The following is a 21,368-nucleotide window of genomic DNA, read 5'->3' on the forward strand; positions in this document are numbered from 1 at the left end:
TAAGGCGCCCGTCACATCTTGCGGGAGGGAACCTATGGCTGACGGTAAGAAGCTGTCGTCGCTGGACGCGTCGTTTCTGTATCTGGAAACGCCTGAGATGCCGATGCATGTCGGCAGCATGGCGATCTTCCGCCTGCCCGACGACTACAAGGGTGACTTCTTCGAAGACTTCAAGGCGATGATCGTCTCGCGCCTGCACATCGCGCCGATCCTGAAGGCACGGCTGGAGAAGGCGCCGCTCGACATCGACCATCCCTCCTGGGTCGATGACGACCAGTTCGACATCGACCGTCACATCTTCCGTGCCAGCCTGCCGCAGCCACGCGACCGCGCCACGCTCGAGCGCATCGTCGGCTGGATGCACGCCAAGCTTTTGAACCGCGCGCGCCCGCTCTGGGAGTTCTACGTGTTCGAGGGCATGAAGGACAACGAGGTCGGGCTCTATTCCAAGATGCACCACGCCGCGATCGATGGCGGCGCCGGCGCGGCGCTGACCAACATGATCTACGACATCTCGCCGATCCCACGGAAGGTCGACCCGCCGACGGCCGGAGCCAAGCCCGGGCAGGAACCGCGCGACATCGCTGCGAACCTGCTCGATTCCTATCAGCAGCTGTTCAGCCAGCCGCTCGATGCTTCCCAGGCGGCGAAGAACCTGCAGCTGCCGCGCACCGGCAAGAGCGATATCGGCTCGATCCTGTTCGACAACGCGATGTACCAGATCGAGAGCGCGGTGCGCTTTGCCGGCAACATCCCGACCGTGCTCAAGAGCGTTTCTGACGTGCTCGGCAAGATCGCCGATCCCAGATCGCGCGAGAGCCTTGCCAGCATGGTGTCGCCGCCGACGATGCTGAACAAGACGATCTCGTCGGAGCGCAGCTTTGCCGGCGTGTCGATCTCGCTGTCGCGGGCGAAGGTGCTGGCCAAGCAGACCGGCGGCAAGCTCAACGACGTCGTGCTGGCGCTCGCCTCCGGCGTTGTCCGCCGCTACCTCCTGCAATATGGCACGCTGCCGGCCAAATCCCTGACCGCGGCGGTGCCGATCTCGCTGCGCGAGGAGGGCAACACCGAAGCCAACAACCAGGTGTTCGGCATGATCTGTTCGATCGCGACCAACATCGCCGATCCCAAGGCGCGGCTGGAGGCGATCATCGCGCAATCGACCAAGTCGAAGGAGATGTCGCATCCCTTGCGCGCCTTGATGCCGCAGGTCTCCAACATCTCGATGCTGGGCGCGCCGATCATGGTGCAGATCCTGGCGCTGCTCTACAGCCGCTCCAATTTGTCGGACGTGCTGCCGCCGGCCGCGAACATCACGGTGTCCAACGTGCCCGGGCCGCGACAGACGCTCTATGCCGCCGGCGCTGAGCTATTGCACATCTTCCCGGTGTCAATCGCGACGCATGGGCAGGCGCTCAACATCACCGTGCAGAGCTATCGCGGCCAGCTCGATTTCGGCTTCATCGTCGGGGCCAACATCATTCCGCATGTGCAGGTGATGTGCGACATGCTGCCCGAGGAGTTTGCCGCGCTAGAAGCCGCCTATGCGCCGCCGGCGGCCGAGGTCAAGGGCGCCGCCGAATAGGAAGTTCGCCATGATCGAGATGCCGCCGCTGAAGTTCGTGCAGACGAACGGGATCCGTATGGGCTATTACGAGGCCGGCCCGCAGAGCGACAAGCCGCCGATGGTGCTGTGCCATGGCTGGCCCGAGCTTGCCTTCTCCTGGCGCCACCAGATCAAGGCGCTGAGCGAGGCCGGCATCCGGATGATCGCGCCCGACCAGCGCGGCTATGGCGCGACCGACCGGCCCGAGCCGGTCGAAGCTTACGATATCGAACATCTGACTGGCGATCTCGTCGGACTGCTGGATCATCTGAACATCGACAAGGCGGTCTTCGTCGGTCACGACTGGGGTGGTTTCGTCGTCTGGCAGATGCCGCTGCGGCACATCGATCGGGTGGCCGGCGTGGTCGGCATCAACACGCCACACACCAACCGGGCCTGGGCCGATCCGATCGAGCTGTTGCGCGCGCGCTTCGGCGACAAGATGTACATCGTGCAATTCCAGGATCCCGCGCGCGAGCCCGACAGGATATTCGGCAGTCGCGTCGAACAGACCTTCGATGCGTTCATGCGTAAGCCGGTGCCGCGCCCGGCCGACGCGCCACCGGAGGAGGTGGTTGCCGGTGTCGGGGCTTCGCCGCGGCTCAATCTGGCATTTCCCCAGATGATTGCCGGCTATGACGCGAAGCATGATCCGCGTACGCCGATTCTGTCGCCGGAAGAGAAGAAAGTCTTCGTCGATACCTTCACCAGAACCGGCTTCACCGGCGGCATCAACTGGTACCGCAACATGTCGCGCAACTGGACGCGTGCCGAAGGGCTCGATCATACGGTCCGCGTGCCGTCGCTGATGATCATGGCCGAGAATGACGCGGTGTTGCCGCCGTCGTCCGCTGATGGCATGGAGAAGCTGATTCCCGACCTCGAGAAGTATCTGGTGAAAGACAGCGGCCATTGGACGCAGCAGGAGAAGCCGGAAGAAGTCAGCGCCAAGCTGATCGAATGGCGTAGAAGGCGGTTCGGCTAGCTCGTCATTGCGAGCGAAGCGAAGCAATCCAGGAATGTGTCCGCGGAGACACTCTGGATTGCTTCGTCGCAAGAGCTCCTCGCAATGACGAGGGCTACTGAGGGGGAAAAGCTTTTAATGTCATCCAAGAACCGTCTGGACCCGATCCCGCAGCCGCCGACCAAGCCGGTGGTCGGCAACATGCTGTCGCTGGACTCGGCGGCTCCGGTGCAGCACCTGACGCGGCTCGCCAAGGAGCTGGGTCCGATCTTCTGGCTCGACATGATGGGCTCGCCGATCGTCGTCGTCTCCGGCCACGATCTCGTTGACGAGCTCTCCGATGAGAAGCGCTTCGACAAGACGGTGCGCGGCGCGCTGCGGCGCGTGCGTGCGGTCGGCGGCGACGGCCTGTTCACCGCCGATACCAGGGAGCCGAACTGGAGCAAGGCGAACAACATCCTGCTCCAGCCCTTTGGCAACCGCGCCATGCAGTCCTATCATCCGAGCATGGTCGACATCGCCGAGCAGCTCGTCCAGAAATGGGAGCGGCTCAACGCCGACGACGAGATCGACGTCGTTCATGACATGACCGCGCTGACGCTGGATACGATCGGCCTGTGCGGCTTCGACTACCGCTTCAACTCGTTTTACCGGCGCGACTATCATCCCTTCGTCGAGTCGCTGGTGCGTTCGCTCGAAACCATCATGATGACGCGCGGCCTGCCGTTTGAGCAGCTTTGGATGCAGAAGCGGCGCAAGACGCTGGCTGAAGACGTCGCCTTCATGAACAAGATGGTCGACGAGATCATCGCCGAGCGCCGCAAGAGCGCGGAAGGCATCGATGACAAGAAGGACATGCTCGCCGCGATGATGACCGGCATCGACCGCTCCACCGGCGAGCAGCTCGACGACGTCAACATCCGCTACCAGATCAACACCTTCCTGATCGCGGGCCACGAGACCACCAGCGGTCTGTTGTCCTACGCGCTTTATGCGCTGCTCAAGCATCCGGACATTCTCAAGAAGGCCTATGACGAGGTCGACCGCGTCTTCGGCCCCGATGTCAATGCGAAGCCGACCTACCAGCAGGTGACGCAGCTCACCTACATCACGCAGATCCTCAAAGAGGCGCTGCGGCTGTGGCCGCCGGCGCCGGCCTACGGCATCACGCCGCTGAACGACGAGACTCTCGGCGGCGGCAAGTACAAGCTCCGGAAGGGCACGTTCGTCACCATCCTGGTGACGGCTCTGCATCGCGATCCCTCCGTCTGGGGCCCCAATCCTGATGCCTTCGACCCTGAGAATTTCAGCCGCGAAGCGGAAGCAAAACGGCCGATCAATGCCTGGAAGCCGTTCGGCAACGGCCAGCGCGCCTGCATCGGCCGCGGCTTCGCCATGCACGAGGCCGCGCTCGCGCTCGGCATGATCCTGCAGCGCTTCAAGCTGATCGACCACCAGCGCTACCAGATGCATCTGAAGGAGACGCTGACGATCAAGCCCGAAGGCTTCAAGATCAAGGTGCGTCCACGCGCCGATCGCGAACGCGGCGCCTATGGCGGGCCTGTCGCGGTTGCGTCCTCAGCGCCGAAGGCGCAGCGCCAGCCCACCACGCGCCCCGGCCACAACACGCCGATGCTGGTGCTCTACGGCTCCAATCTCGGCACCGCGGAGGAACTCGCAACGCGCATGGCGGACCTTGCCGAGATCAACGGCTTTGCCGTGCATCTGGGCCCGCTCGACGATTATGTCGGCAAGCTGCCGCAGGAGGGCGGCGTGCTCATCATCTGCGCCTCCTATAACGGCGCGCCGCCGGACAATGCGACGCAATTCGTCAAATGGCTCGGCGACGATTTGCCGAAGGATGCCTTTGCCGGGGTACGCTACGCCGTGTTCGGCTGCGGCAACAGCGACTGGGCCGCGACCTATCAGTCGGTGCCGCGCTTCATCGACGAGCAATTGTCGAAGCACGGCGCGCGCGCAGTCTATCCGCGCGGCGAGGGCGACGCGCGCAGCGATCTCGACGGCCAATTCCAGAAATGGTTCCCGGCGGCGGCCCAGGTCGCCACCAAGGAATTCGGCATCGACTGGAATTTCACCCGCACCGCGGAAGATGATCCGCTTTACGCAATCGAGCCTGTCGCGGTGACCGCCGTCAACACCATCGTTGCCCAGGGCGGCGCGGTAGCCATGAAGGTGCTGATCAATGACGAGCTCCAGAACAAGAGCGGCCCCAATCCGTCGGAGCGTTCGACGCGCCACATCGAGGTGCAGCTGCCGTCCAACATGACTTATCGGGTCGGCGATCATTTGAGCATCGTTCCGCGCAACGATCCGACGCTGGTGGATTCCGTTGCCCGCCGCTTCGGTTTCCTGCCCGCCGACCAGATCAGGTTGCAGGTCGCCGAGGGCCGCCGCGCGCAATTGCCGGTCGGCGAGGCCGTGTCGGTCGGCCGCCTGCTCAGCGAGTTCGTCGAGCTGCAGCAGGTGGCGACCCGCAAGCAGATTCAGATCATGGCCGAGCACACCCGCTGCCCGGTCACCAAGCCGAAGCTGCTGGGCTTCGTTGGCGAGGAATCCGAGCCGCTCGAGCGCTACCGCAGCGAGATCCTAGCCAGGCGCAAATCGGTGTTCGACCTGCTGCTCGAATATCCCGCCTGCGAACTGCCGTTCCATGTTTATCTGGAAATGCTCTCGCTGCTGGCGCCGCGCTATTACTCGATCTCCTCCTCGCCGTCGGTCGACCCGGCGCGATGCAGCGTCACGGTCGGCGTGGTGGAAGGCCCCGCCGCCTCCGGCCGCGGTACCTACAAGGGCATCTGCTCGAACTATCTCGCCAACCGTCGCGCGGGCGATACGATCTACGCCACGGTGCGCGAGACCAAGGCGGGCTTCCGGCTGCCCGATGATCCGTCCGTGCCGATCATCATGATCGGCCCGGGCACGGGACTTGCGCCGTTCCGCGGCTTCCTCCAGGAGCGCGCCGCGCGCAAGGCGAAGGGGGCCACGCTCGGCCCGGCCATGCTGTTCTTCGGCTGCCGGCATCCCGATCAGGATTTTCTCTACGCGGTCGAGCTGAACGCACTGGCGGGCGCCGGCATCACCGAGCTCTTCACCGCATTCTCGCGTGCGGATGGGCCGAAGACCTATGTGCAGCACATGCTCGCTGCGCAGAAGGACAAGGTCTGGCCGCTGATCGAGCACGGCGCCATCATCTATGTCTGCGGTGATGGCGGCAAGATGGAGCCCGACGTGAAGGCGGCCCTCGTCGCGATTCATCGCGAGAAGAACGGCGGCGATGCGGTCGCTAGTGCGCGCTGGATCGAGGAGATGGGCACGAAGAACCGGTATGTGCTGGACGTCTGGGCGGGAGGGTGATTGTTCGCCCGATCGTGCTAAAGCATTCCTATGATTCCCTGGGAAAAACTCGACACCGCCAAAATCCCCGGTTCCGACGAGGAGCTCCGCCTGATGCGGCGGGGCAAGGAGTTCTCCATCAAGCTCGGCACCAACGAGCTGATGAACAGCCGCCTGTCGGGCTCGGAAGCCGCGCTCGCCACGCTCGCGGCGAAGCAGATCGAGAGGGTCGCAAAGCCCGTCGTCCTCATCGGCGGCCTCGGCATGGGTTTTACGCTGCGCGCGGCGCTCGCCGTGCTCGGACCTAAGGCGAAGATCGTAGTCTCCGAGCTTGTCCCGGCGGTCGTCGCCTGGGCACGCGGCCCTATGGCTGAGGTCTTTGGCGACAGCCTCGATGATGCCAGGGTGAGCATCCGGGAAACTGACGTCGGCGACATCATCCGGGCGCAGCGATCGGGCTTCGATGCCATTCTTCTCGACGTCGACAACGGGCCGGAGGGGCTGACCCGGAAGGACAATGATGCGCTCTATAGTGCGAGCGGGCTCTCGGCCGCGAAGGCAGCGTTGCGGCCGGGCGGCGTGCTCGCCGTCTGGTCGTCGGGACCCCATCCGGTGTTCACCAAGCGGCTTCGCCGTGCCGGTTTCGACGTCAACGAGGTCAATGTCCGCGCCACCGGCAGAGGCGGCGGCGCGCGCCATGTGATCTGGATCGCACGGAAGGGTTAGCGGCGAAGCCTAGGACTCCCTTCTGCTCATGCGATTGGCAGCTTTTGTCAGTTCGTCGTCATAAGGCGCGCGTTCGAGAATACGGGCAATCTCCCGCTCCATGCGTTTGCCCATGTCCGGACCAAGGCGTCGCATCAGTTCGATCTGCCGCGGAAACGCAATGCGCCGGCAGTCTTGATCTTCGATGCGATGCATCTGCTCGTACGAAAAGGCGAGGTTAAAAGTGACGTACTCAAATATCCAATAAAGAAGGTCATCATAGTCGGCGCTCGACCGACGATCTATTTCCTGGCCGCGTTCAACAATTACATAGTGATAAAGACCGGCATCGACCTCGACATGCGGATGGCCGGCGTCGCGCGAGGTGCCGTAGGTCGGGAGGTCGTCTTGGAAGGCCCCAACGCGGGTCGCCAACCTCGCAACGTCGGCTTCGATATCCTGCAAGGTTTTCATGCGGGGCGGCCCGGGTCACGCCGCCTGCGCCGCCGCGCCATGCGCGTGCTTGTCCATCGCGTCGATAATCTCCGGCCAGAAGCGCATGGGTAGCGCGTGGCCCATGCCCTCGATCATCAGCAGCTTTGCGTTCGGGATCGACGCCGCCGTGTCCTTGCCGCCCTCCGGATGGACCAACGGATCGACGGCGCCGTGAATGACCAGCGTCGGAATCTTCACGGCGTGAAGACGCTCCTTGCGGCTGCCGGAGGCAAGCACGGCGCGGAGCTGGCGGCCGACGCCGGCCGGATTGAGCCCGCGCGCGAACACGCGCTCGGCGCGGCCAGGATCGAGCGCTTCCTCTTCCGGAAAATGCCCGGCGCGCAGCACTTTCCAGGTCTGGCCGTAGCGGACGATGAACTCTTCCTTGCTGCGCGGCGGCGGCGCCATCAGCATCGCCGCGGCCTCGCGTGTCGGCGGCGGTATGCGAGGATTGCCCGTGGTCGACATGATCGAAGTCAGCGAGCGCACGCGGTGCGGAAACGACAGCGCCACCTCCTGCGCGATCATGCCACCCATGGAGGCGCCGACCAGATGCGCTGACTTGATACCGAGCGCATCCATCAGGCCGACCGTGTCCTTGGCCATGTCGATCAGCTTGTAGGTTGCGGCCACGGGAATCCGCAAGAAGCGCAGCTTCAGCAGTTCGAGCGGCGTGAGGCGCTTGCCGCCGGCGAGATGGCTCGACTTGCCGATGTCGCGATTGTCGAAGCGGATCACGCGGAAGCCGCGCGCGGCGAGCTGCTCGCAGAACGCATCGTCCCAATGGATCATCTGCGCCCCGAGCCCCATGATCAGCACCAACGGCTCGGCAGTGTCGTTGCCGAAAATCTCGTAGCAGATGTCGATGCCGTTGGCGCGGACGGTCTGGGGCGGCTGATGGGCGGTCACGGGGTCCCTCCTGCTGATCGATGCTGTATCGCACGGTTTCGTTCCGCGAAGAAGCCGCCTGCGCGACGCCGCGCCCGCTGCTTGCCGGTTGACCGGCACCTCGCGACGGTGTGGTATGGCGTGAAAAGAAGGGTGCAAAGCCCTCCACATTGGGAGGATGCTGATGACCGACAAGATCACCGATCCGGTCGCCTTGTGGCAGAAAATGGTTGGCGAGATGGAGAAAGGGTTCAACTCCTTCGCCACCAAGGCGATGGAGACGCCCGAATTCTCGCAAGCAATGAACCGTGCCGGCGGCGTTGCTGCAGGTGCTCAGAAGCAGTTCGGCGATCTCATGGAGAAATACCTGCTCTCCATGAACCTTCCGAGCCGCGAGCAGATGACCGGTATCGCGGAGAGACTTCAGTCGATCGAAGGCCAACTCGGCGAGATCAAGTCGATGCTGAGCCAGATGTCGGCCAATTCGGGCGCGCAGCAAGTCGGCGCTGCGCCGCGACCGCCGCGCACGAAGCGTCCGCCCTCCGAAGGCGGAGACCAGAAATGAACGCGCCGACGGGACTTGATTTCGCCGCGATCCCGGAGCGCATTCAGTCCGAAGTGCAGCGCGCTATCATGTGCAGCATCAAGGGCGTCGAATATTTCTCGACCTCGGGCCCGTCGCTCGGCTCGACGCCCAAGGACGTGCTGCATTCGCGCGGCACGATGAGCCTTTATCACTACCGTCCGATGTCGGACGAGATCTACCGCGTGCCGGTGCTGATCGTGATGGCCACCACCAACCGCGGCTATATCCTCGACCTCGTTCCGGGCCAGAGCTTCATCGAGTTCCTGCTCAGGCGCGGATATGACGTCTACATGCTGAACTGGAGCGCGCCGCGGCCGGAGGAGAAGGGCCTGCGCATGGAGGACTATGTCCTCGACTTCATCCCGGATTGCGTCCGCCGCGTGCAAGCCGATTCCGGGGAGCAAGACGTCTCCGTGATCGGCTATTGCTTCGGCGGCGTGCTGTCGCTGCTCTACGGCTCGATCCACAAGGACGGGCCGATGAAGAACCTGATCTGCTTCACCACGCCGATCGATTTTCGCGAGATGAAGCTGTTCTCGAATTTCTCCGACCGCCGCTATTTCGACGTCGACCATCTCGTCGACAGCGTCGGCAACGTGCCGCCGGAGATGATCCTGTCGTCGTTCGAGATGCTGCGCCCGGCCTCGCGCACGGTGAGCCAGATCCAGCTCTGGGAGAATATCTGGAACGACGAATTCGTGAAGTCCTACCGCATGTTCGACCGCTGGGCGACCGACACGCTGCCGCTGGCCGGCGAGTACTTCCGCGCCATCACCAAGGACCTGATGTGGGACAACAAGCTGTTCAACGACACCATGTCGGTCGGCGGTCGGCCGGCGAAGCTTGAAGACATCACGGTGCCGATCCTGCATGCGGTCGCCGAGCATGACCACATCGTGCCCTATGACGCCGCCAAGCACCTCATCGCCAAGATCGGATCGGCCGACAAGGAAGAGGTGATCCTGAAGGGTGGTCACGTCTCGCTGGTTGCCGGTGCCAACGCGGTGAAGCGGCTGTGGCCGAAACTGGACTCCTGGCTGGGGAAGAGATCGACATGAGCGAGCAGCGTTCCTATCCGCGTCACGTCAAGACGGACGCCGGCGACATTGAGATCCGCCTGATGGCGCCCGCGGACGAAGCCGCGGTGCTGGCCTTCGGCAAGGGCCTGCCAACCCATGATCTGCTGTTCCTGCCACGCAACATCAGCGAGCCGAAGGTGCTGTCGGCCTGGATCAAGGAGATCGAGCGTGGCGCAATTCAGAGCCTGCTCGCAGTCAGGGACGGCAAGGTCGTCGGCTGCGGCACGCTGGTGCGCGATCCGCACTCCTGGTCACCCCATGTCGGCGAGATCCGCATGGTGGTTTCGCCCGAGGTCCGCGGCAGGGGAGTGGGCAAGGCGCTGTCGCAGGAGACGTTCGCCCTCGCGCTCGGGGCGGGCCTGGAAAAGCTCTCGGTTCAGATGACCGTTGATCAGCAGGCGGCAATTGCCCTGTTCGAGAGCCTCGGCTTCAAGGCCGAGGCGCTGCTGCGGGACCATGTCCGGGACGTCGACGGCAAGACCCACGATATCGTCGTGCTCGGCCACAACGTCGCGCAGGTCCAGGCCCAGATGGAGGCCTACGGGCTGCCAGGCGCCGTCCAGCACTAAGAGGCCCATCCAGCACCTGCGGAGCGATCCTCGGGAACCCAATTGGCGAGGGAGGCGTCACGATGCCTCTCGTTAAGGCTGTTCACGATTTCGTGATACCGCAGTGCAATATGAATATTGCATCGCACAATTAACTTTGCCATATAAGCCGTGCCCCGGGCCAATGCGGACGGGGTGAGCCCATAGCTCAGACCAATGAGGATGGAGAGAACCCCCATGACCACTGATACCAATACCGCTTTTGAGGGCTTCAAGGACGCTTTCAAGAACATCCAGAACCTGGAAGTTCCCGAGGCCGCCCGCGAATTCGTCAAGAAGACTGCCAACACCGCCAAGGACCGTGCCGCCGAAGTGTTCGCTGGCTCCGAGCGCGTGACCGCCGCCGTCGAGAACGCGGTGACCGAGTCCGTCACCGAGGCCGGTAAGATCAGCCGCAACATCCAGCAGGCGATCTACGAGGACGCCGAGGCGTTCTTCTCGGGCATCGACAAGCTCGCGTCCGCCAAGTCGATCAGCGAGGCCGTCGAGGTCCAGTCGAGCCTGCTCCGCGCCCGCGGTGAAGTGTTCGTCTCGCGTGCCAAGGCGACCGCCGACTATCTCAGCAAGCTCGCCGCCAACGGTGCGAAGTCCGCTCAGGACAATTTTGCCAAGGTCTACAACAAGACCGCCTGATCTGGCGCCTGAGTACAAACTGAATTTGAGGCCCGCTTCGGCGGGCCTTTTGTTTTTTTGCGCTGCCGTCACTGTGACCGTCATTCCGGGGCGATGCGAAGCATCGGACCCGGCATCTCGAGATTCTCAGGTGCGCAATTGCGCACCATAGTTCGGTCCTGCGGACCGCCTCGGAATGACGTAATCTAGAATTTATCATGAACGCTCCCGCCACTTTCTCCTTCGACACCCCCGGTGATGCCGAACGCGCGGCCGAGCTGCGCCGCGTGAAAGCGCTGGCGACGCTGGTGCTCGCCTCGACACTTCTGCTTTTCATCGTCGCGAAATGGCTGCTGCCCGTGCATCCCGTGTTCGGCTTCATCGCAGCCTTCGCGGAAGCCGCGACCATCGGCGGGCTCGCCGACTGGTATGCCGTGGTCGCGCTGTTCAAGCGGCCGCTCGGCCTGCCGATCCCGCACACCGCAATCATCCAGAGCAACCAGGCCCGCATTGCCGACAAGCTCGGCGAATTCATCCAGGTGCACTTCCTCGAGGCAGGGCCGGTCGAGGCCAAGCTGAAGGAGATTGATTTCGGCTCCTTCGTTGCCGACTGGCTGCGCGATCGCAAGCGCAGTGACGACCTCGCGCGTTTCGCGCTGCGCCTCCTGCCTGAGGCCGTCTCCGCGACCGAGACCTCCGGGCTGATGACGTTCATCATCCGCCGCCTGTCCTCGCAGCTCCAGGCGATCGACCTTGCGCCACTTGCGGCCGGCACGCTGCGCGGCTTCGTCGCGGAAGGCCGGCACCAGATCCTGTTCGACGATCTCTTGCGCGTGATGCACGAGACGCTGAATCAGAAAGAGACAATGGCGATGATCCGCGAGAAGGTGCGCGCGGAATTGCCAACCCTGCTGCGGCTCTACCGCGCCGACAAGTTTCTGGTGAACAAGATCGTGGCCTCCGCCACCGCCTTCTTCAACGAGGTGCGCAGCGATCCCAAGCATCCGTTCCGCGGTGAGTTCGATCGCATGGTGCTGAGCTTCGTCGACCGGCTCGGCACCGACCAGGCCTATATCGACCGCATCGCCGGGCTGAAGCGCGATCTGCTCGCGCGTCCCGAGCTTGCCGATCTCGCGCGTACCGTCTGGGCCAACACGCGCGCCTTCATCGAGCGCAGCGCATCAGGTGAGACGCAGGTGTTGCAGCATCATCTCGCCGGCATGTTCGTTGCGGCTGGCGAGGCGCTCGCCGGCGATGCCGAGCTCCGCGGCGAGATCAACCAGGGCCTGGTGACGGTGCTGCGCAGCTTCGTCGCCGACCAGAAGAGCGGCGTCTCCACCTTCATCTCCGATCAGGTCAAGGCGTGGAATATGACGCAGCTGATTTCGCTGATCGAAATCAACATCGGCCGCGACCTGCAATACATCCGGTTCAACGGTTCGCTGATCGGCGGGCTCGCCGGGCTTGCACTCTACTTCGTAGAATTCCTGCTCCGATTGTTGTGACTTTTGCGTCACGGCCGTTAGCATCAGCGCGTGGGCCTATTGTCGCCTCACGTCTCTCCCGCTTGAATGTCGGGAACCGGCCGCCTAGCTGATTCATGTTGCGCTGCGGAACGTTCAAGAAGCCGGCGTATTGGAATTCATGCCCATTTGCCGGCATCGCTGCCGGCGGCCTCGCAAGTCTTCCCAGGGGGAACCATTGATGACCGCAACTGCCCAGACGCTGCGTCCGCCGTCCCGAACCCTGATGTTTCTGGAAGGGCGCGCGATCCACGAGTTCGGCGCATTCCTCGGCGCACTGCCGCTGCTGAGCCTCGCGCCGCGCGGCGATGGACATCCGGTGCTGGTGCTGCCCGGTCTCGTGGCTTCCGATGCGTCCACGCGCGCGCTGCGCGCGTTTCTGACCGGCAAGGGCTATGCGGTGAGCGGCTGGCGTCAGGGCCGCAATTACGGCCTGCGTCCGGGCGTTCAGCACGCGATGGTCGATTTGGTCCAGGAGCTCAGCGACAAGGATGGCCGTAAGATCAGCCTGGTCGGCTGGAGCTTAGGCGGCCTCTATGCGCGCCAGCTCGCCAAGATGATGCCAGAGCGCGTGCGTCAGGTCATCACGCTCGGCAGCCCCTTTGCGGGTGATCCCCGTTCGACCAATGCCTGGCGAGTGTATGAATGGGCGAGCGGCCGCCGCGCCGACGAGGTCGATCCGCAGTTCGGTGGTGAGCTCGCCGTCCCGCCGCCGGTGCCGACCACCGCCATCTTCAGCCGCACCGACGGCATCTGTGCCTGGCAGGGCTGCATGGAGAAGACCGGCGCGCAGACCGAGAGCATCGAGGTCGAAAGCAGCCATTGCGGCATGGGGCATCATCCGGCCGCTGTTTATGCCGTGGCCGACCGTCTCGCGCAGAAGGAAGGCCAGTGGCGCCCGTTCGATCGCAGCGGCTGGCGGAGCGTGGTCTATCCCGATCCGCATAGGTGATCTTCGGCTCTCCCCGCGCGCGGGGGCCGACACGCGAAGCGTGGCGGGTGAGGGGGACTCTCCGCGAGTCCAACTGCCACACCGTATCCGCTGATGCAGCCCCTCACCCCGACCCTCTCCCCGTAAGAACGGGGAGAGGGAGAAGGAAGCGGCGCGCGGCAGCCGCCGCTCCCGTCCATTGTCGCGACCGCGCCAAACGCGCTATGCCTCGCGCATGGCGCATCCGCTCTCCCGCATCATCGACCAGCTCAAGCGCGAGCCGTCGCGCACCGGCTCCATCGTCATCACCGTGTTCGGCGATGCCATCGTGCCGCGCGGCGGCTCCGTGTGGCTCGGCACGCTGCTGGAATTCTTCGAAGGCCTGGACATCGATAGCGGCGTCGTCCGCACCGCGATGTCGCGCCTCGCGGCCGACGGCTGGCTGACGCGCGAGAAGGTCGGTCGCAACAGCTTCTACCGGCTGGCCGACAAGGGACGCCAGACCTTCGAGGCCGCGACGCGCCACATCTACGATCCGCCGCCGTCCGACTGGACCGGACGTTTCGAGCTGCTGCTGATCGGCAACGGCGAGGACCGCGACGCCTCGCGCGATGCGCTGCGCAATGCCGGCTTCGGCAGTCCGCTGCCGGGTGTGTGGGTCGCGCCATCAGGTGTGCCGGTGCCGGACGAGGCCGGGGGCGCCATCCGTCTCGAAGTCTCGGCCGAAGACGACAGCGGCCGCCGCCTGCTCAGCGCGAGCTGGCCGCTTGAGCGCACCGCGGATGCCTATCTGAAATTCATGAAGACGTTCGAGCCGCTGCGCGCCGCGATTGGGCGCGGCACGGATCTGTCCGAGGCTGACGCCTTCACCGCGCGCATCCTGCTGATCCACTATTATCGGCGCGTCGTGCTGCGCGATCCGCTGCTGCCGGAAAGCCTGCTGCCGGCGGATTGGCCGGGCAGGGCCGCCCGCGCGCTCTGCGGCGAGATCTATCGCGCGCTGCTTGCCCCGTCCGAGCAATGGCTCGACTGCCATGGAACCAATGAGAGGGGGCCATTGCCGCCCGCGCGAAAGCTGCTGGAACGGAGGTTCGGGGCCTGACCTTTATGTTACAGAAATATCTTGCATGACGTAATTTTTGTTATATATTGTCTCCCAATAATACGGGAGGACGCGCATGTACACCCAGGCGCTGAACACGGCCGAGACCGACGATCGCGGTCTGGAGGACGCAGGCAAAGCCGCGCAGTTCCAGGCCCGTATCGATGCCGAGGAGCGTATCGAGCCGAACGACTGGATGCCGGCGGCCTATCGCAAGACGCTCACCCGTCAGATCTCACAGCACGCCCATTCCGAAATCGTCGGCATGCTGCCCGAGGGCAACTGGATCACGCGCGCGCCGACGCTTCGCCGCAAGGCGGCGCTGCTCGCCAAGGTGCAGGACGAATGCGGCCACGGGCTCTATCTCTATGCCGCCGCCGAGACGCTCGGCTCATCGCGCGAAGAGCTGGTCGACGCCATGCTTGCGGGCAAGGCCAAATATTCCTCGATCTTCAACTATCCGACGCTGACCTGGGCCGATATCGGCACCATTGGCTGGCTGGTCGACGGCGCCGCGATCATGAACCAGATCCCGCTGTGCCGCTGTTCCTACGGGCCCTATGCCCGCGCGATGATCCGCGTCTGCAAGGAGGAATCGTTCCACCAGCGCCAGGGCTACGAGATCATGGTGACGCTGTGCCGCGGCTCGGACGAGCAGAAGGCGATGGCGCAGGACGCGCTGAATCGCTGGTGGTGGCCGGTGCTGATGATGTTCGGCCCGCCGGATGCCACGAGCCAGCACAGCGACACCTCGACGAAATGGAAGATCAAGCGCTTCTCCAATGACGAGCTGCGCCAGAAATTCGTCGATGCGACGGTCCCGCAGGCGCAATATCTCGGCCTCACCATTCCCGATCCCGGCATGACGCAGGACGCCGACGGGCACTGGCGCTATAGCGAGATCGACTGGAGCGAATTCAAGCAGGTGCTTGCCGGCAACGGCCCCTGCAATCGCGACCGCATGGCAGCGCGCCGCAAGGCGCACGAGGAGGGCGCCTGGGTGCGCGAGGCGGCAGCCGCCTATGCCGCCAAGCGCGCGCAGCGTCAGAGCGCGCAAGCCGCGGAATAGGAGACCAAATATGGCCACGCCGAACACGCCGCTGTGGGAAGTCTTCATTCGCAGTCGCAACGGGCTCGCGCACAAGCATGTCGGCTCGCTGCACGCCAGCGACGCGACGATGGCGCTGCAGGCTGCCCGCGATATCTACACCCGTCGCGGCGAGGGCCTGTCGATCTGGGTCGTGCCGTCGAGCGCGATCACCGCGAGCGATCCCGCCGAGAAGGGCATGATGTTCGAGCCGGCGGAGTCGAAGATCTACCGGCATCCGACGTTCTACGAGGTCCCCGAGGAAGTAGGGCACATGTGATGGCCGTCGCCAATATCCAGGTCTCCGAAACACCGCTGGTGCTCTACGCGCTGCGCCGCGCCGACGACGCGCTGATCCTCGGCCACAGGCTGTCGGAATGGTGCGGACACGCGCCGATGCTGGAAGAGGACATGGCGCTCTCCAACATCGCGCTCGACCTTATCGGCCAGGCGCGCGAGCTCTACAGCTACGCCGCCAAGGTCGAAGGCAACGACAATGACGAGGACAAGCTCGCTTATTTGCGCGATGTCAGGCAGTACCGCAATCTGCTGCTGGTCGAGCAGCCGAACGGCGATTTTGCCCAGACCCTGGTGCGGCAGTTCTTCTATTCGGCCTTCGCCGATCTCTACTGGCGCGCGATGATGAATTCGCGCGATGCGACGCTGGCGGCGATTGCCGCCAAGTCCGAGAAGGAGAGCGCCTATCATCTGCGCCATGCCTCGGAGTGGATCATCCGGCTCGGCGACGGCACGGACGAGAGCCATGCCCGCGCGCAAGGAGCGATCGAACACCTCTGGGCCTTTACCGGCGAGATGTTTGCCGTCGACGACGGCGAACGCGCCCTGATCCATGCCGGCATTGCCATCGACCCCGGCAGCTTGCGTGGTCGCTGGTTGCAGACGCTTTCGGACGTCGTCAATGAGGCCACGCTGGTCCTGCCGCAGAACGACTGGATGCAGCAGGGCGGTCGCACGGGTCGGCACAGCGAACATCTCGGCCATCTCCTGTCGGAGCTGCAATCGATGCAGCGAACCTTTCCGGGGCTGACATGGTAAGGGTGCTGGATTGCGATAGCGATCTGCGCCGGCGGGCCTGGGACGCTGCGGCCAGCGTGGTCGATCCTGAAATTCCGGTGCTGACCATCGCCGATCTGGGCTTACTTCGTGAGGTCGTTCTCGACGGCAATCATGTCGAGGTCGCGATCACGCCGACCTATTCGGGCTGCCCGGCGATGAACATGATCGCGCTCGAAATCGAGGTCGCGCTGGAGCGCGCCGGTTTTCATCAGCCAAAGGTGCGTACCGTGTTGTCCCCGGCCTGGACCACCGACTGGATGAGCGAGGAGGGGCGCGAGAAGCTGCGCGCCTACGGCATCGCGCCGCCGCAGGCTTCAAGCTCGCGCCGCGCGCTGTTCGGCGCGCAGGCCGTGGCCTGCCCGCAATGCGGCTCCGAGGACACCGAGCTGCTGTCCGAATTCGGCTCGACCTCCTGCAAGGCGCTCTGGCGCTGCAAGGCCTGCCGCGAACCCTTTGACTATTTCAAGTGTCATTGAGAGACGAACGATGCCAATCCCGTCGTCATTGCGAGGAGCTCTTGCGACGAAGCAATCCAGACTGCCTCCGCGGAAAGACTCTGGATTGCTTCGCTTCGCTCGCAATGACGACGGAGAGACCGAACGAGGGTGCCCGTGATGTCAGCAGCCGCACCCCGCTTCCATCGCCTGGTCATCAACGATCTCCGGCGCGAGGCGGCCGACGCTATCTCGATAGCGTTTGCCATTCCCGGCGAGCTCGCCGGCGACTACGCCTTCACGCCCGGCCAGTACCTCACGCTCCGCACCACGCTCGACGGCGAAGAGGTGCGCCGCTCCTATTCCATCTGTTCCGGGCCTGACGACGACGAGATCCGCATCGCCGTGAAGAAGGTCGATGGCGGCGCGTTTTCGAACTGGGCGGCGGACGAATTGAAATGCGGCGACGAGCTCGACGTGATGACGCCGACAGGCCGCTTCGGCCTCGTGCCGCCAGCAGATCGCGCGCGTATCCATGTCGGCTTTGCCGCAGGCTCCGGCATCACGCCGATCCTGTCGATCGTGAAGGGCGTGCTTGCGCGCGAGCCGGACAGCCGTTTCTTCCTGTTCTACGGCAACCGCACCACCGACAACATCATGTTCCTCGAGGCGCTCGAGGAGCTGAAGGACCGGTTCATCGATCGCCTCTCGATCTTCCACGTCATCTCCGGCGAGGAGCAGGACATCCCGATCCTGCATGGCCGGCTCGACGGTGACAAGGTGAGGGTGCTTTTGCTATCGCTGGTGCCGGCGGCAAGCGTCGATCATGTCTTCATCTGTGGTCCATCCGGTATGAGCGAAGAGATCGAGGCGACCTGCCGCGAGCTTGGCATCACGGATGAACGCATCCATGTCGAGCGCTTCGTCTCAGAATTCGGTGGCAAGCCGCGGCCGAAGAAGGTGGTTGCGCCCGATGCACCGCCGAAGGCGATCGCCTCGCTGATCATCGACGGCAAGCGCCGTGACGTGCCGGTCGCCGAGGACGAGGCCATCCTCGATGCCGCGCTGCGTGCGGGGGTCGATCTGCCCTTCGCCTGCAAGGGCGGGATGTGCTCGACCTGCCGCGCCAAGCTGGTCGAGGGCGAGGCGTCGATGGACATCAACTATTCACTGGAACCGTGGGAGCTCAAGGCCGGCTTCGTCCTGACCTGCCAGGCCAAGCCATCGTCCGAGCGCGTCGTGGTCGATTACGACCATGTTTGACAGTCTTGGCTAACCAGCAGAACATCATGTGCAAACATCTGGCCGGGAGAAGCGCGTGAACGTCAAAGCCGCCCTGTCGCCTGAGGATATCGCCCGCGCCTGCGCTGAGGCGATGTGGGCCGAGGATGACGCCTCCAAAGGTCTCGGCATGGAGATCGTCGAGATCGGCCCGGGCTTTGCGACGCTGGCCATGACGGTGCGGCCGGACATGGTCAACGGCCAGCGTATCGCCCATGGCGGCTTCATCTTCACGCTGGCCGATTCCGCCTTTGCGTTCGCGTGCAACTCGCGCAATGAGCGCGTGGTGGCGGCGCAGGGGCAGATCACCTTCATCAAGCCCGGCAGGCTCGGCGACCGAATCGTTGCGAAGGCCCGGGAGATCACCCGCGGCGGCCGCTCCGGCATCTACGACGTGCGTGTCACGGCGGGCGAGGTCGTCATCGCGGAATTCCGCGGGCATTCGCGCGTCATTCCGGGCACGTGGCTGCCGGCGCAATAAATAAGACCAAAGAACAAAAGAATAAACCAATGCGGGGAAACGAGGATGGCTCTGACGAGACGCAAGGAAGGTGGCAGCATCTATAGCGCCGAGATGGACGCGCATGAGCGCGCCTCGCGCGACGAGATCATGGCGTTGCAGAAGCAGCGGCTGGCCTGGTCGCTGAAGCACACCTACGACAATGTCGCGCATTATCGCAAAGACTTCGACAAGGCCGGCGTGCATCCGTCGGACTTTCGCGAGCTCTGCGATCTCGCGAAATTTCCATTCACGGTGAAGACGGACCTGCGCGACAACTATCCCTTCAACATGTTCGCCGTGCCGCGCGAAAAGCTGGTGCGCATTCACGCCTCGTCCGGCACGACGGGCAAGCCGATCGTCGTGGGTTATACGCAACGCGACATCGATACCTGGTCGGAGGTGATGGCGCGCTCGATCCGCGCCGCCGGCGGCCGTACTGGCATGATCATCCACAATGCCTACGGCTATGGCCTTTTCACCGGCGGGTTAGGGGTGCACTACGGCGCCGAAAGGCTCGGCTGCACGGTGGTGCCGATCTCCGGCGGAATGACTGAGCGGCAGGTGCAGCTCATCAACGATTTCCGGCCCGACATCATCACGGTGACGCCGAGCTACATGCTGGCGATCCTCGACGAATTCAAGCGGCAGAAGCTCGACCCGCGCCAGTGCTCGCTCAAGATCGGCATCTTTGGCGCCGAGCCCTGGACCAATGCGATGCGAGGCGAGATCGAGGACGCCTTCGACATGGATGCGACCGACATCTACGGCCTGTCCGAGGTGATCGGCCCGGGCGTCGCGCAGGAGTGCATCGAGACCAAGGATGGCCTGCACATCTGGGAAGATCATTTCTATCCCGAAGTGATCGACCCCCAGACGGGTGCGGTGTTGCCGGATGGCGAGAAGGGCGAGCTGGTCTTCACCTCGCTCACCAAGGAAGCTTTTCCAGTGATCCGCTATCGCACCCGCGATCTGACGCGGCTGCTGCCCGGCACGGCGCGGCCGGGCATGCGGCGGATGGAGAAGGTGACGGGCCGCTCCGACGACATGATCATCCTGCGTGGCGTCAATCTGTTCCCCACCCAGATCGAGGAGGTGCTGCTCGCGACCGACTGGTGTGGCGGCCATTTCATCCTGGAACTGACCCGCGAGGGCCGGATGGACGAGCTCACCATCATCGCGGAGGCCCGGCCGGAGAGCTGGGACGGCCGCGGGCTCGTCGATCAGGCGGACCGGATCTCGACCCACATCAAGAATACAATTGGCGTCAGCTCCAGGGTTCAGGTGGTCGCCCCGGCCACGCTGGAGCGCTCGCTGGGCAAGGCCAAACGGCTCTACGACAAGCGTCCCAAGGACTGACTTGACGGATTGACTCGACCGGCTCCAGAGGCGACAAGGCCCGCGAGAAATCGCGGGTCTTTTCATGTCACCAGCCGATGCCAAAACCGTGGAGGCGCGCTGTGTGCGCCTCAACGCCAAAGCTGAAAACGCCGCAGCGCTTGCACCTAGCGTCGAGCGCCAGACGCTTGCGCGCGGGCCGAACGATCTCCTCATCGAGATCAAAGCCGCAGCCGTTAATCCGTCCGACGTCAAAGCTGCGACCGGGCTGATGCCCTATGCCGTGTTCCCCCGGACCCCCGGCCGCGACTACGCCGGCGTGGTGGTCGACGGGCCCGTCGGCACAATGGGGCGCGAAGTGTTCGGCTCCTCCGGCGATCTCGGCATCCGCCGTGACGGCACCCATGCGAGCCATCTCGTGGTCGAAGCCGATGCGGTCGTCGAGAAGCCGAAGACCGTGTCCTGGGAGGAGGCCGCCGGCATCGGCGTGCCCTTCGTCACCGCGATGGAAGGCTTTCGCCGCGCAGGCGTGCCGAAAAGCGGCGAGACCGTGCTGGTGTTCGGCGTCAACGGCAAGGTCGGCCAAGCCGCGGTGCAGATCGCGACCTGGCAGGGCGCGCGCGTTATCGGCGTGGTGCGCAAGGCGGAAGCTTATGAAGGCCATGCCAACGCGCCCATCGAGGTGATCGACGCCTCTGCGACCGACGTTGCGGCGCGCGTGCGCGACTTGACCGGCGGCAAAGGCGCCGACATCGTCTTCAACACCGTCGGCGATCCCTATTTCCAGGCCGCGCACAAATCGCTTGCGCTTCGCGGCCGCCAGGTCCTGATCGCCGCGATCGACCGCATCGTGCAGTTCAACATCCTCGAATTCTATCGCGGCCAGCATACTTATGTCGGCATTGACACGCTTGGCCTGTCGTCGGCCGCGACAGGCGCAGTGCTGCGCGACCTCGGCCCTGGCTTCGCCATCGGCCATCTGAAGCCGTTCCCGATCAAAGCGAATGCGATCTATCCGCTGGAGCGCGCGAAGGAGGCGTATGTCGCGGTCGCCGGCTGGTCGCGTGACCGCGTGATCCTGAAGCCATAACACACCGTCATTGCGAGCGCAGCGAAGCAATCCAGGAATGCACCCGCGGAGACAGACTGGATTGCTTCGCTGCGCTCGCAATGACGGAGAACGTCGAGAGATCTGAGAA

General features: G+C 64.1%; 21 protein-coding genes. 19 read left to right on the forward strand and 2 right to left on the reverse strand.

Annotated elements, in window-relative coordinates:
• Window positions 1-34: 34 nt before the first annotated feature.
• The 4 genes from YU9_RS0101710 (at window position 35) to YU9_RS0101725 (ending at window position 6,650) form a co-directional block, all read left to right on the forward strand.
• Window positions 35-1,585 carry a wax ester/triacylglycerol synthase family O-acyltransferase gene (locus YU9_RS0101710; protein ID WP_027571216.1) on the forward strand — a complete coding sequence of 517 codons (1,551 nt, stop codon included), beginning with the start codon at window positions 35-37 and terminating at the stop codon, window positions 1,583-1,585.
• Window positions 1,586-1,595: 10 nt separating this feature from the next.
• Window positions 1,596-2,591: an alpha/beta fold hydrolase gene (locus tag YU9_RS0101715; protein ID WP_027571217.1), complete on the forward strand. Its 996-nt coding sequence runs from the start codon at window positions 1,596-1,598 to the stop codon at window positions 2,589-2,591.
• A gap of 117 nt (window positions 2,592-2,708) precedes the next feature.
• A complete protein-coding gene (locus YU9_RS0101720) occupies window positions 2,709-5,945 on the forward strand; it encodes a bifunctional cytochrome P450/NADPH--P450 reductase (RefSeq protein ID WP_027571218.1) in 3,237 nt (1,078 codons plus the stop codon).
• A gap of 30 nt (window positions 5,946-5,975) precedes the next feature.
• A complete protein-coding gene (locus tag YU9_RS0101725) occupies window positions 5,976-6,650 on the forward strand; it encodes a spermidine synthase (protein ID WP_027571219.1) in 675 nt (224 codons plus the stop codon).
• 9 nt (window positions 6,651-6,659) lie between these two features.
• Here the strand turns inward: YU9_RS0101725 and YU9_RS40595 are convergent, their stop codons facing one another.
• Window positions 6,660-7,103: an Imm63 family immunity protein gene (locus YU9_RS40595; RefSeq protein WP_051380301.1), complete on the reverse strand. Its 444-nt coding sequence runs from the start codon at window positions 7,101-7,103 to the stop codon at window positions 6,660-6,662.
• Window positions 7,104-7,118: 15 nt separating this feature from the next.
• Window positions 7,119-8,033, reverse strand: coding sequence for an alpha/beta fold hydrolase (locus tag YU9_RS0101735; RefSeq protein ID WP_027571220.1), 915 nt, complete (start codon window positions 8,031-8,033; stop codon window positions 7,119-7,121).
• Between the two features lie 163 nt (window positions 8,034-8,196).
• On the opposite strand from YU9_RS0101735, the gene YU9_RS0101740 reads away from it, so the two are divergent.
• The 15 genes from YU9_RS0101740 to YU9_RS0101810 all read left to right on the forward strand — a co-directional run bounded on the left by YU9_RS0101740 (window position 8,197) and on the right by YU9_RS0101810 (window position 21,259).
• Window positions 8,197-8,577 (forward strand): hypothetical protein, encoded by a 381-nt coding sequence (locus YU9_RS0101740; RefSeq protein WP_027571221.1) that lies wholly within the window; start codon window positions 8,197-8,199, stop codon window positions 8,575-8,577.
• The gene (locus tag YU9_RS0101745) at window positions 8,574-9,656 is read left to right on the forward strand and encodes an alpha/beta fold hydrolase (protein WP_027571222.1); all 1,083 of its coding nucleotides are present in this window, start codon (window positions 8,574-8,576) and stop codon (window positions 9,654-9,656) included. The genes YU9_RS0101740 and YU9_RS0101745 overlap by 4 nt, the downstream gene beginning before the upstream one ends.
• The gene (locus tag YU9_RS0101750; protein WP_027571223.1) at window positions 9,653-10,246 is read left to right on the forward strand and encodes a GNAT family N-acetyltransferase; all 594 of its coding nucleotides are present in this window, start codon (window positions 9,653-9,655) and stop codon (window positions 10,244-10,246) included. The genes YU9_RS0101745 and YU9_RS0101750 overlap by 4 nt, the downstream gene beginning before the upstream one ends.
• Before the next feature lie 216 nt (window positions 10,247-10,462).
• Window positions 10,463-10,918: a phasin gene (locus YU9_RS0101755; RefSeq protein WP_027571224.1), complete on the forward strand. Its 456-nt coding sequence runs from the start codon at window positions 10,463-10,465 to the stop codon at window positions 10,916-10,918.
• A gap of 197 nt (window positions 10,919-11,115) precedes the next feature.
• Window positions 11,116-12,402, forward strand: coding sequence for a DUF445 domain-containing protein (locus tag YU9_RS0101760; protein ID WP_027571225.1), 1,287 nt, complete (start codon window positions 11,116-11,118; stop codon window positions 12,400-12,402).
• A gap of 199 nt (window positions 12,403-12,601) precedes the next feature.
• Window positions 12,602-13,372 (forward strand): triacylglycerol lipase, encoded by a 771-nt coding sequence (locus YU9_RS0101765; protein ID WP_027571226.1) that lies wholly within the window; start codon window positions 12,602-12,604, stop codon window positions 13,370-13,372.
• Window positions 13,373-13,586: 214 nt separating this feature from the next.
• A complete protein-coding gene (paaX, locus tag YU9_RS0101770; RefSeq protein ID WP_027571227.1) occupies window positions 13,587-14,453 on the forward strand; it encodes a phenylacetic acid degradation operon negative regulatory protein PaaX in 867 nt (288 codons plus the stop codon).
• A 76-nt stretch (window positions 14,454-14,529) separates the two neighbouring features.
• Window positions 14,530-15,522: a 1,2-phenylacetyl-CoA epoxidase subunit PaaA gene (gene paaA / locus YU9_RS0101775; protein WP_027571228.1), complete on the forward strand. Its 993-nt coding sequence runs from the start codon at window positions 14,530-14,532 to the stop codon at window positions 15,520-15,522.
• 10 nt (window positions 15,523-15,532) lie between these two features.
• Window positions 15,533-15,820: a 1,2-phenylacetyl-CoA epoxidase subunit PaaB gene (gene paaB / locus YU9_RS0101780; protein ID WP_015687593.1), complete on the forward strand. Its 288-nt coding sequence runs from the start codon at window positions 15,533-15,535 to the stop codon at window positions 15,818-15,820.
• The gene (gene paaC, locus YU9_RS0101785; RefSeq protein ID WP_027571229.1) at window positions 15,820-16,596 is read left to right on the forward strand and encodes a 1,2-phenylacetyl-CoA epoxidase subunit PaaC; all 777 of its coding nucleotides are present in this window, start codon (window positions 15,820-15,822) and stop codon (window positions 16,594-16,596) included. Before paaB ends, paaC begins: the two co-directional genes overlap by 1 nt.
• A complete protein-coding gene (gene paaD / locus YU9_RS0101790) occupies window positions 16,590-17,093 on the forward strand; it encodes a 1,2-phenylacetyl-CoA epoxidase subunit PaaD (RefSeq protein ID WP_027571230.1) in 504 nt (167 codons plus the stop codon). The genes paaC and paaD overlap by 7 nt, the downstream gene beginning before the upstream one ends.
• A 138-nt stretch (window positions 17,094-17,231) precedes the next feature.
• Window positions 17,232-18,314 (forward strand): 1,2-phenylacetyl-CoA epoxidase subunit PaaE, encoded by a 1,083-nt coding sequence (gene paaE, locus YU9_RS0101795; RefSeq protein WP_027571231.1) that lies wholly within the window; start codon window positions 17,232-17,234, stop codon window positions 18,312-18,314.
• Between the two features lie 55 nt (window positions 18,315-18,369).
• Complete coding sequence (gene paaI, locus YU9_RS0101800) at window positions 18,370-18,813, forward strand: hydroxyphenylacetyl-CoA thioesterase PaaI (RefSeq protein ID WP_027571232.1); 444 nt, start codon at window positions 18,370-18,372, stop codon at window positions 18,811-18,813.
• A 45-nt stretch (window positions 18,814-18,858) separates the two neighbouring features.
• Complete coding sequence (gene paaK, locus YU9_RS0101805; protein WP_027571233.1) at window positions 18,859-20,190, forward strand: phenylacetate--CoA ligase PaaK; 1,332 nt, start codon at window positions 18,859-18,861, stop codon at window positions 20,188-20,190.
• A gap of 64 nt (window positions 20,191-20,254) precedes the next feature.
• The gene (locus tag YU9_RS0101810; protein WP_027571234.1) at window positions 20,255-21,259 is read left to right on the forward strand and encodes a zinc-binding alcohol dehydrogenase family protein; all 1,005 of its coding nucleotides are present in this window, start codon (window positions 20,255-20,257) and stop codon (window positions 21,257-21,259) included.
• Window positions 21,260-21,368: the final 109 nt, after the last annotated feature.

It is taken from the genome of Bradyrhizobium sp. WSM1743, assembly GCF_000473065.1.
Lineage (GTDB): Bacteria > Pseudomonadota > Alphaproteobacteria > Rhizobiales > Xanthobacteraceae > Bradyrhizobium.

Coding starts and splice junctions, on each gene's coding strand:
- YU9_RS0101710 (WP_027571216.1), top strand. CDS start 35: ATGGCTGACGGTAAGAAGCTGTCGTCGCTGGACGCGTCGTTTCTGTAT.
- YU9_RS0101715 (WP_027571217.1), top strand. CDS start 1,596: ATGATCGAGATGCCGCCGCTGAAGTTCGTGCAGACGAACGGGATCCGT.
- YU9_RS0101720 (WP_027571218.1), top strand. CDS start 2,709: ATGTCATCCAAGAACCGTCTGGACCCGATCCCGCAGCCGCCGACCAAG.
- YU9_RS0101725 (WP_027571219.1), top strand. CDS start 5,976: ATGATTCCCTGGGAAAAACTCGACACCGCCAAAATCCCCGGTTCCGAC.
- YU9_RS40595 (WP_051380301.1), bottom strand. CDS start 7,103: ATGAAAACCTTGCAGGATATCGAAGCCGACGTTGCGAGGTTGGCGACC.
- YU9_RS0101740 (WP_027571221.1), top strand. CDS start 8,197: ATGACCGACAAGATCACCGATCCGGTCGCCTTGTGGCAGAAAATGGTT.
- YU9_RS0101745 (WP_027571222.1), top strand. CDS start 8,574: ATGAACGCGCCGACGGGACTTGATTTCGCCGCGATCCCGGAGCGCATT.
- YU9_RS0101750 (WP_027571223.1), top strand. CDS start 9,653: ATGAGCGAGCAGCGTTCCTATCCGCGTCACGTCAAGACGGACGCCGGC.
- YU9_RS0101755 (WP_027571224.1), top strand. CDS start 10,463: ATGACCACTGATACCAATACCGCTTTTGAGGGCTTCAAGGACGCTTTC.
- YU9_RS0101760 (WP_027571225.1), top strand. CDS start 11,116: ATGAACGCTCCCGCCACTTTCTCCTTCGACACCCCCGGTGATGCCGAA.
- YU9_RS0101765 (WP_027571226.1), top strand. CDS start 12,602: ATGACCGCAACTGCCCAGACGCTGCGTCCGCCGTCCCGAACCCTGATG.
- paaX (WP_027571227.1), top strand. CDS start 13,587: ATGGCGCATCCGCTCTCCCGCATCATCGACCAGCTCAAGCGCGAGCCG.
- paaA (WP_027571228.1), top strand. CDS start 14,530: ATGTACACCCAGGCGCTGAACACGGCCGAGACCGACGATCGCGGTCTG.
- paaB (WP_015687593.1), top strand. CDS start 15,533: ATGGCCACGCCGAACACGCCGCTGTGGGAAGTCTTCATTCGCAGTCGC.
- paaC (WP_027571229.1), top strand. CDS start 15,820: ATGGCCGTCGCCAATATCCAGGTCTCCGAAACACCGCTGGTGCTCTAC.
- paaD (WP_027571230.1), top strand. CDS start 16,590: ATGGTAAGGGTGCTGGATTGCGATAGCGATCTGCGCCGGCGGGCCTGG.
- paaE (WP_027571231.1), top strand. CDS start 17,232: ATGTCAGCAGCCGCACCCCGCTTCCATCGCCTGGTCATCAACGATCTC.
- paaK (WP_027571233.1), top strand. CDS start 18,859: ATGGCTCTGACGAGACGCAAGGAAGGTGGCAGCATCTATAGCGCCGAG.
- YU9_RS0101810 (WP_027571234.1), top strand. CDS start 20,255: ATGTCACCAGCCGATGCCAAAACCGTGGAGGCGCGCTGTGTGCGCCTC.